This window comes from Pseudomonas sp. ITEM 17296 (assembly GCF_028895205.1).
GTDB lineage: Bacteria > Pseudomonadota > Gammaproteobacteria > Pseudomonadales > Pseudomonadaceae > Aquipseudomonas > Aquipseudomonas kermanshahensis.
In genome coordinates, this window is sequence record NZ_WJRS01000031.1 from 63,327 (window position 1) to 72,714 (window position 9,388).

Consider the following 9,388-nt stretch of genomic DNA (forward strand, 5'->3'; position numbering starts at 1 on the left):
AGTCCTTTCAGATGTTGGCGCAACGATAGCACATGGCCGCCAATCGTACCTTGCGGCCAGTGTCAGACCTGTTCGAGCATCAGGCCGGAAATGCGCCGCACCTTGCGCGACACCGCCTCCTCGAAGATGCCCTGCCGTGGTTCGATCAGGCTGAAGCAATGCTTGGCCCGGGTGATGCCGGTGTACACAAGCTCTTTGGTCAGCACCGGGTTAAGGGCGTCCGGCAGCACCAGGGCGGTATGGCTGAACTCCGAGCCCTGGGACTTGTGCACCGTCATGGCGAACACGGTTTCCACTTCGTTGAGCCGGCTTGGCAAGACGAAACGTACCCCACCGTTGCCGTCGTTACGCGGGAAGGCAACCCGTAGCAGGGGCTCGCCCCGCTCGTCGGGCAGGCGCAAGGCGATGCCGATGTCGCCGTTCATAAGGCCCAGGCCATAATCGTTACGGGTCACCAGCACCGGCCGGCCCTCGTACCAAGGCTGCTGAGCGTCGATCAGCCCGGCGTTGTGCAGCACCCGCGCCACCCGTTCGTTAAGGCCTTCGACACCCCATGCGCCCCTGCGTACCGCGCACAGCAGCTGGAAGTCCTCGAAACTGTGCAGCACCTTGCTTGCCCATTGTTCCCAGAGCGGGTCATCGAACGCGGTGGCCGGAGCCGGCCGATAGCGCCCCAAGGTCCGCAGGTAGCTGCGATAGCCTTGAGGCCCTTCTGCGCCGCGGTTGAGGCCGTCGAGCAGTAGACGGTCGAAGGCCCGATCGTGTTCGTTCTTCAGCGCCAGGCCGTTGACATCCGGCGGTGGCATCGCGAGCAGATTACGCGCGGCATGGGATTCCTGACGGTTGACCAGCCGCGCCAACTGCCCAATCCCGCTGCCTTCGCCGAAGCGCCGGGAGAAACGCAGCATCACTACCTGCTGGGCCAGCGGATTGCGCTGCGCATCACCGGCTTTGAGACCGCTGCCTTCCAGCGACTGGCCACCAATCTGCTCCAGCCACGCCTGGGTCGCGGGTGAGTAACAGCCCTCTTCGGCATCCCGGCACAGGTCGCCCAATACCGCCCCCGCCTCGACCGAGGCCAACTGGTCTTTGTCACCCAGCAGGATCAGCCGTGCGCGGGGTGGCAGGGCGTCGAGGAGGTTGGCCATCATCTCCAAGTCGATCATCGAGGCTTCGTCGACCACCAGCACGTCCAATGGCAACGGGTTGCCCGCGTGATGACGGAAATGCCGCGACCCGGGGCGGCTGCCCAACAGCCGGTGCACGGTGCTGACCTCGGTGGGGATCTGCCCGCGCACGGCGGCGCTGACTTGCAGGCGCTCGACCTGCTGGCCAATGGATTCGGTCAAGCGCGCAGCGGCCTTGCCGGTCGGCGCGGCCAGGCGAATACGCAGAGGCCTGCCCTGCTCCACCGCCGGGGCCTGCAGCAAGGCCAGCAGGCGCACCACCGTGGTGGTCTTGCCGGTGCCAGGGCCGCCGGTGATGATGCTGAAGCCGGCGCGGGTCGCCAGGGCGCACGCCAGCTTTTGCCAATCAACCTGACCGGCCAGGGCACCCGCGTCGAACAGCTGTGCCAGGCGCGCCGGCAAGTCAGCCGGTGCGGCTTCATCCTGGCTCAGGCGCTGGCGCAAGTTCTGGTCGATGCGCCGTTCGTAGTTCCAATAGCGGCGCAGGTACAGGCGCTCGCCGCTGAGCACCAGCGGCCGTGCCTGCTGGCCTGGCGTGTCGCCAGCGGCCACCAGTGGGCTGGCAGCGATGCGCTGGCGCCAGGCCTGAAGGTCCAGGTCTGCAAGCAGTTGCGAAGGCAGCAGCAAGGGGCCGATCAAGGCGTCGCCTTCTGGCGGCAGCGACAGCGCAAAGTCCGGTTCGGCCAGGGTTTGCTGCAAGTCCAGGCAGACATGGCCGTGGCCCAGCTGATGGCTCGCCAGGGCAGCCGCCAGCAACAGCAAGGGGTCGCTGCCCGGGGCACGCTCTTCGAGAAACGACACGAACGCGCGGTCGAGGGCTCGCAGCCAGCCACGCTCGACCCAACGGTCCAGCAGTTGCAGCAGGTCAGCGCTGACACGCTGCGGCGCCAGGGCCAGCAGGTGTTCGGCGTGCAGCGGCGTGGGCAGCAGGTCGGTGAGGGTTCGGCTCATGGCGCGGCTCCGGCAAACAGGTCCTGCTGCGTGGGTGCATGCTCGCCACGGAACAGCGCATCGAGGGCTTCTATCAGTGCCCGCGGCGGCTTGACGAAGTACACGCCATGACCGCTGCTGTTGGCACCGCGCAGGAAGATGAACAGGGCTCCGCCGACATGGCGGTCGTAATCGTAGTCAGGCAAGCGGGCGCGCAGTTGGCGGTGCAGGGCCAGCAGGTAGAGCACGTACTGCAAGTCGTAACGATGCTCGAGGATGGCCTTTTCCATGGCCTGGCTGTCGTAGGACTGGATGTCCGGGCCCAGCCAGTTGGATTTGTAATCGGCCACGTAATAGCGCCCGTCCAGCTCGAACGCCAGGTCGATGAAGCCCTTGAACATGCCGTTGAGCAGCGTCGGCTGTGCCGCCGGCCGCGCCTGGCCTGGGTGCGTATAACGCGCCACCAGTTGATCGAGCTGTTCGGCGTCGACCTGATGGCTGGCGAACCAGAATTCCATTTCGATCTGGTAGTGACGCAGGTGCGCCAGGGTGAGGCTTGCGTCGTGGGCCAGGACAGGCAGCGGTTCGTTCAGCAACTGGCGCAGCCACGGCGTCAGCGTCGGGATCCAGCCAGTCCAGTCACGGCGATTGCAGCGCTGCCCGACCGTGCGCTCGATCAGCTCGGGGTTGCCGCTGACTTCGGCGAAGCCTTCTCGGCCGGCCCATTCCAGCAGGCCATGCAGGAAGGTGCCGGGATTTGGCCCGCGTGGGAAGCGGTGGATATCCCCCCCTTCAGCCGGCACCTCGCGCAGCAGTTGCGCATCGAGGACTTCGTCATCCAGAAGTTGCTGGGCCTGTGAGCTGTCGGCACCGAGGGTCTGGTCCCCGACGCGCAAGGCACTATAGGACGCAATCCACCAGTGCTCGGCGGCCGCTCGCCGGGGCTTGCGCGCGGGCAGCAGCTCACGCTCGGCGTGCGGCGTGCGATACAGCTGAACGTCGGCCAGCGGCAGCGGCGGGCACTCAATGTACGGGCAGCTTGATGCCAACGCCTGCAGCCAGTCCGCCAATTGCCCGGACCCGGTCAACGCAAGGCCACCGCCAAGCAGGTAACCGAGGGCTGAGCGGTGCAGTAGCGAGCTCTTCTGGTTGCCGCGCTTGAGGTCGGCGACGCCAAGCCAGCACGCATGCTGGGCGCGGGTCAGGGCCACGTAGAGCAGACGCAGGTCTTCGGCCAGGCGCTCGTCGTCGGCGCGGGCGATCTGTTCCTGGTCAGGGGTTAACGTCAGGTGCGCGTTGCCTTGGCTGTCATGCCAGGCCAAGGGCAGGCGGGTACCGTCCACGGGCTTGCTGGTGCAGATGAACGGCAAGTAGACCAAGGGGTATTCGAGGCCCTTGGACTTGTGGATGGTCACCACTTTGACCAGTTGCTCATCGCTCTCCAGCCGCAGGATCTGTTCTTCACCGGCCTGACCGGAGCTGGCCAGGTGTTCGGCCAGGTGACGAATCAACGCTTGCTCGCCATCAAGTTCGCCCGCCGCCTGTTGCAACAGCTCGGCCAGGTGCAGCAGGTTGGTTAGCACACGCTCGCCGTCACTGCGGGCGATGAGCGTGCGCGGCAACTGGAAGTCGTGCAGCAGGTGGCGCAGCATCGGCAGCACGCCTTGGCGCTGCCAGGTATCGCGATAGCGCCGAAAACGCATGACCCAGTCTTCCCACACCCGTTCGTCCTGGTTCAGCTTGTCCAGCGCCGCCAGTGACAGGTCGAGGGTCAGGCTGGCCAGCGCGGCCTTGAGCAGGCGCTCCGAATCCGGCTCGGCGCAGGCCTTGAGCCAGGCCAGCAGGTCATGCGCCTCTTGGGCGGCGAACACCGAGTCCTTGTCGGACAGGTACACGCTGCGCACCTCACGCGCGGCCAGTTCGGCACGGATCATCTGTGCCTCGTGGCCGTCGCGCACGAGAATGGCGATATCCGAAGGCAGGCAGGGGCGCAGTTCACCTTCGCCGTTGCGGAAACCCGCCGTACCCTGCTGCCCACCGTTGAGCAAGGCGACGATATGGCTGGCGCAGCTGGCAGCCAGGTGCTGGCGGTAAACGCTGCTCGATACCGGCTCTTCGCTCTGCAGGTGCCAGCATTGCAGGGCTGCGCTTGGCTGGCCGTCCACCAGCAGGTGCTCGCTACGGCCTTTGGCGCGGACCTCGATGAAGGGCAACGGGTTGTCTTGCGCTTCACGGAACAGAAACGCCCCTCGCCCCTCGCCTCTGGCCTCGGCCTGGAGAAACACCTGGTTGACCGCCGCGACCATGGCCTGGCTCGAACGGTAGTTGGTGTCCAGGCTGTGCAGACGCCCGGTGGTGGCGCGCCGGGCGGCGAGGTAGGTATAGATGTCGGCACCGCGGAAGGCGTAGATCGCCTGCTTGGGGTCGCCAATCATGAACAGCCCGGTTTCAGGGCGGTTCTCGCTGATCTGGTAGATCCGCTCGAAAATCCCGTACTGGACCGGGTCGGTGTCCTGGAATTCGTCGATCAGCGCTACCGGGAACTGCTCACGAATCAACCCGGCCAGGCGCTCGCCGGCCTCACTGGCCAAGGCATGTTGCAGCCGCAGCAGCATGTCGTCGAAGCCCATCTCGGCGCGCCGGCGCTTTTCCACTTCGAAGCGCGCCGACACCCAGCCAGCAGCGTGTTCAAGCAACTGCGCATCCGGGCTGGCCAGCGACTGCAACTGTTGCTGCAGCGTCTGCATGGCGTGCAGCCCGGGGTGATCGGGTGGCTCGCCAGACTTCCACGCCTCGGCCATTCCCGCTGGCGTCAGGCGGGTGAAGCCGGTGCCAAGATCGAGCTCCACGGCCTGCTCGTCGCCGGCCCAGGCGCACAGCTTGTCGAACCAAGGTTCAAAATAGCGTGCCTGCATCTTGCGCCCGTCGGCCTGCTTGGAGGCCACGGCATCGCGGCAGATCTGCCGCAGCTCATCGGCCCATTGTGCCCAGGGCGCCTTGAGCGCAGCCAACTGCTCGGTACGTTGACCAAGCGCGGTTTGAATCAACGCTTCGGGCGCTTGCTCGCCCTGCTGTGCCCGTACCCGGCCGAACAGCGGGCGAATCCGCGGCAACAGCGCGTCGGGGCTGCCCCAATGCCCACGCACCCATGCCAGGGCCTCACCTTGCATGCCATAGCAGAACCGGCGCCAGTAATCGCGCATGACCTGGCCCAGCAAATCGCTGTGATCGGTCTCGAGTGTCTGGGTGAACAGGCTGCCGCTGTCGAACGCGTGCTCGCGGAGCATGCGCTGGCACCAACCGTGGATGGTCGACACCGCGGCCTCGTCCATCCATTGCACGGCGATTTCCAGGCGGCTGGCACAACGTGGCCAAGCCTCTTGCGGGTAATCGTCGCGCAACTGGTGCAGCAGTGGGTCGGCAGCGTCAAGCTCGCCACGGAAGAACCGCGCCGCCTCGGCCAAGCGGGCGCGGATACGTTCGCGCAGCTCTTTGGTGGCGGCGTCGGTAAAGGTCACCACCAGAATCTGCGGGGGCAGCAGTTCACGGCCGAAGGCCTGTTCGCCTCCGTGCCCGAGGATAAGCCGCAGGTACAGCGCCGAAATGGTAAACGTCTTGCCGGTACCCGCACTTGCTTCAATCAGCTGGCTGCCGTGCAAGGGGAAACTCAGTGCCAGGGGACGGTCCTGGGTCATGCGCCACTCTCCGGGTTGCCCAGGGCCTGCCAGGGTGCGTTGAACAAGGGGCGGTACAGGGTTTCGCACCAACCTTCAAAGGTTTCGTCGGCGGTGAGCGCGGCGAAGTCACGGAACTGCCGCGCCAGGGCAATGCTCTCGCTGCGCTCGCCAAAACTGTTGCGCTCATCGCCTTCATAGGCGCGAGCAGCCGCGGCCAGCGCTTTGTCGGCATCGTCTTGGGCCAGCCAGGCGAAGGCCGTTTTGGCCGCCACCGGCAGCGGCGCATTCATGGCGGCCTGGCGGGCAACCAACAGGTCGCCGAGCAATTGCGCCGCCTGGTCTTGCGGTAAAGGTGCCAGGAGCAAGGTCAGGTCACTGGCCACCAGCGCACTGTTCAGCGGATAACCCGCAGCGCAGGCAGCCAGGTGCATGACCCAGGGTGCGATCAACCGGTGCCATTTATAGTTGTTGCGCCCGGCACTGATGGTGTTCGGGACGGTGGTGATGCTTAGCAGGCTTTGATCATCAGCCTGGTACACCCGGCCTAGCCAGCCTTCCAGCCGGTGCGTGCCCTGTTCGTAATGCACAGGCAATGCGCCTTCGACCAGGTGTGGCCAACGCTGCAACAACTGACGATGGCGTTGCAGCAGGTCAGGCAGCGGCTGAATCAGATCGGCCTGCAACAGTGCGCCAAAACCGGCAAGCGGCAACACGCCACACGCTTGCAGGCGGCGTGCCTGCACCTGCAAGGCCTGCTCGGCATTCGCCGGGTCGGCCAGCGCGGCATTCAATAGGGTTTCACTGGCACTGTAGCGTTGCAGCGTATCGAGGACGAACGGCTCTTCATCCGGCGTCGGCGCCTCCAGGGCCTCGAAGAACACCTTCAGGCGCTGGCTGAAGAAGTGCCGCACCGGGTGGCGAAGAAAATCGTTCAACTGCGTCAGGCTCAATGCTTCGTCGTCGACGTAAGGAGGCAAAGCCGGCTCGACCTGCGTGGCGTCCTGCCCTTGCCGATGCAGCAGCTGCCATTCATGGGCGAAGCTGAACAACGGACTGCCCTTCTGGAAGTAGCGCGGGCTGAACGGTTGCAGCGGGTGCTCCTGGGTCAAGGCGTGCAGCAAGCGCTCATCCGGCCCTTGGACTGGCCCGTCCTCTGCACCGGCCAACCGCCAGCCGGCAGCCACATGATCACGCAACTGGCCGATCAGCACCGAGGCCGGGCGCTCGCTGTTGTCACGGATGCTGCGCCCGACCCAACTGACATAAAGCTGATCCCGTGCCGACAGCAGCGCTTCGAGCAACAGGTAACGGTCATCTTCACGGCGCGAGCGATCACCTGGGCGGTAGTCGCTGGCCATCAGGTCGAAGTCCAGCGGCTGCTGGGCGCGGGGGTAGTCACCATCGTTCATGCCCAGCAGGCAGACCACGCGGAACGGGATGGCGCGCATGGGCATGAGGGTGCAGAAGTTCACCGAACCCGCCAAGAAGCGCTGGGACAGCTTGCCTTGGTCAAGCCCCGACAACCACGCTTCGCGGACCACCGTCAGCGGTAGCGCGTCTTGCAGGCCGACGGTTTCGCACACTTCCAGCCAGGCGTCGCGCAGGTCCTGCAACTGCATCAGCAGAAACTCGTCGTGCTCACCTTCGGCCAGGAAAAACACCTGCAGCAAGGCATTCAAGCGCTCGCCCCACTCGGTGACGGTCGCAGGCTGTGCCAGCGCCTGGCAGGCCACCTCAAGGGCGTCCAGCAGGGCTACCAAGGGGCCGATCAGTGCCGCATCGAGGCCACCGATTTCGTCATAGGGTTCAATGCCATCACACCCCTCACCCACACCTACGGCATAACCCAACAACATGCGCCGCAGGCCGAAACGCCAGCTGTTCTGTTCCAGGCCTTCAGGCAAGCCGAGGCTGGCCCGTTGCTCGGCGTTCAGGCCCCAGCGGATACCGGCACCTTCGATCCAGCGATGAAGCGTGGGCAAATCGCTTTCACGGATACCGAAACGGGCCCGTACTGCCGGCACGTCCAGCAGGTCGAGCACTTCACTGACCGCAAAGCGGCTGTCTGGCAGCTTGAGCAGGTGCTCCAGGGCAATCAGCAAGGGCTCGCGACCGCGCTGGCCTTGGTCGGTGAGGGTGAACGGGATGTAGCGTGGGTCGTTGCGCTGCAATTGGCCGAACACGGCGCGGATATGCGGTGCATAAGTGTCGATTGCCGGCAGCATCACGATCACATCGCGCGGGCGCAGCGTAGGGTCGGCGCTGAAGCGGGCCAGTAACTGGTCGTGGAGAATTTCCACCTCACGTTGCGGGCTGTGCGCGACATGGAAGCGCATCGAACGGTCCTGCGCGAGGTCGACTTGCGGCCAGCGTTCGCGGGTTTCGACAAGTGGACGCAGTTCGAGGATGTCATCCTGCAGTTGGTTGAGCAGCGTGGTCGGCGAAGCTTCGCTGAACAGGTCGATGCGCCCTTCGCTGAATACGCCGCGGTAGCTGCCGGGGTCGTCATAGCTGTCGAGCAGGTTGATGTAATCACGGCCCTGCTTGCCCCAGGCGGCCAGCAGCGGATGAGCATGCTGGTGTAGCGATTGGTCATCCAGCAGAAGCGGCATGCCTTGCTTGCGTTGTTGGCGTTTGTACTGGTGCCGCAGCAGGTCTTTGTCGGCGACGATATCAGCCCAGTGATGGCGACACGGGTTGTGGACGCAAAGCAGTACCTGGCTGAACCGGGCAAGCCCCGCCAAAGCCTCCAATGCTTGCGCTGGCAGGGAGGAGATACCGAACACGATCACGCGTGATGGCAGGCCGACAGGTGCCTGCTCCAGGCTGTTGATACGCTCGATGAACCGTTGATGCACACCTGCACGGCTTTGCGCCATGCCCTGCTCGCCGACATCATCCAGCAGCGCCCGCCACAATTCGGCCTGCCAGCGATTGCCAGGGGGCAAGGGTTTACGCTCGCCACGGGCGGTATTGAGGATGTGCTCGCCGGCAGCCCAGTCCTTGAGCCAGTCGGCTCGGTAGACTTGGTACTGGTCGAACAGATCGGCCAGGCGCTCGGCAAGCTGGTAACGCTTGCGCAGGTCGCTATCGTCGGTGAGAAAACGGCGCAGGGGCTCGAAATGCGGGCGCTCGATCAACGCCGGAAGCAGGCGCATGAGGCGCCAGGTCAGCGGCGCCTTGTCGAGCAGGGAAACTTCGGGGATCTCATCGCGGCCCAGCACTCGCCGGTAAAGCTGCCACATGAAGCTACCGGGCAGTTGCACATCGATCGCGGCGGCGATACCACAGCCGCCTAGGTCCCCTTCTTCAGGGTCTTCAGCCAGCGCCAGTTTTAGCCACTGGGCAATACCGTTGCTCTGCACCAGGGCGATTTCGTTTTCCAGTGGCGCTAACGGGTAACGGCGCATCCAGCTCACCACCAAGCTGCGCAAATCGTCGAGGCGGTTGCCATGTACGATCATGAAGCCGGGATGGAGGGCGGTGGTGTTGACCATTGAGCATTCCCTGGAAGCGGTGGGTTCTGATGCGGAACCATATCACGGGGCATGCCCGGGGTTATGGCGGGCATGGCGACAAATCTTTTCCAGCCCA

General features: G+C 64.9%; 3 protein-coding genes. All 3 read right to left on the reverse strand.

Annotated features, from left to right (window positions below):
* Positions 1 to 62: 62 nt before the first annotated feature.
* Genes recD through recC form a run of 3 tightly spaced genes read right to left on the reverse strand, consistent with a single transcriptional unit; the run spans position 63 to position 9,291 of the window.
* Positions 63 to 2,138, reverse strand: coding sequence for an exodeoxyribonuclease V subunit alpha (gene recD / locus GIB19_RS24730; protein WP_265970010.1), 2,076 nt, complete (start codon positions 2,136 to 2,138; stop codon positions 63 to 65).
* Positions 2,135 to 5,812 (reverse strand): exodeoxyribonuclease V subunit beta, encoded by a 3,678-nt coding sequence (gene recB, locus GIB19_RS24735; RefSeq protein ID WP_274888376.1) that lies wholly within the window; start codon positions 5,810 to 5,812, stop codon positions 2,135 to 2,137. Before recB ends, recD begins: the two co-directional genes overlap by 4 nt.
* Entirely contained in the window at positions 5,809 to 9,291 is a 3,483-nt protein-coding gene (gene recC, locus GIB19_RS24740; RefSeq protein ID WP_274888377.1) for an exodeoxyribonuclease V subunit gamma, read from the reverse strand. The genes recB and recC overlap by 4 nt, the downstream gene beginning before the upstream one ends.
* Positions 9,292 to 9,388: the final 97 nt, after the last annotated feature.

Bases quoted from the DNA above. Each gene is read 5' to 3' on its own strand.
- recD (WP_265970010.1), bottom strand. From the start codon at position 2,138: ATGAGCCGAACCCTCACCGACCTGCTGCCCACGCCGCTGCACGCCGAA.
- recC (WP_274888377.1), bottom strand. From the start codon at position 9,291: ATGGTCAACACCACCGCCCTCCATCCCGGCTTCATGATCGTACATGGC.
- recB (WP_274888376.1), bottom strand. From the start codon at position 5,812: ATGACCCAGGACCGTCCCCTGGCACTGAGTTTCCCCTTGCACGGCAGC.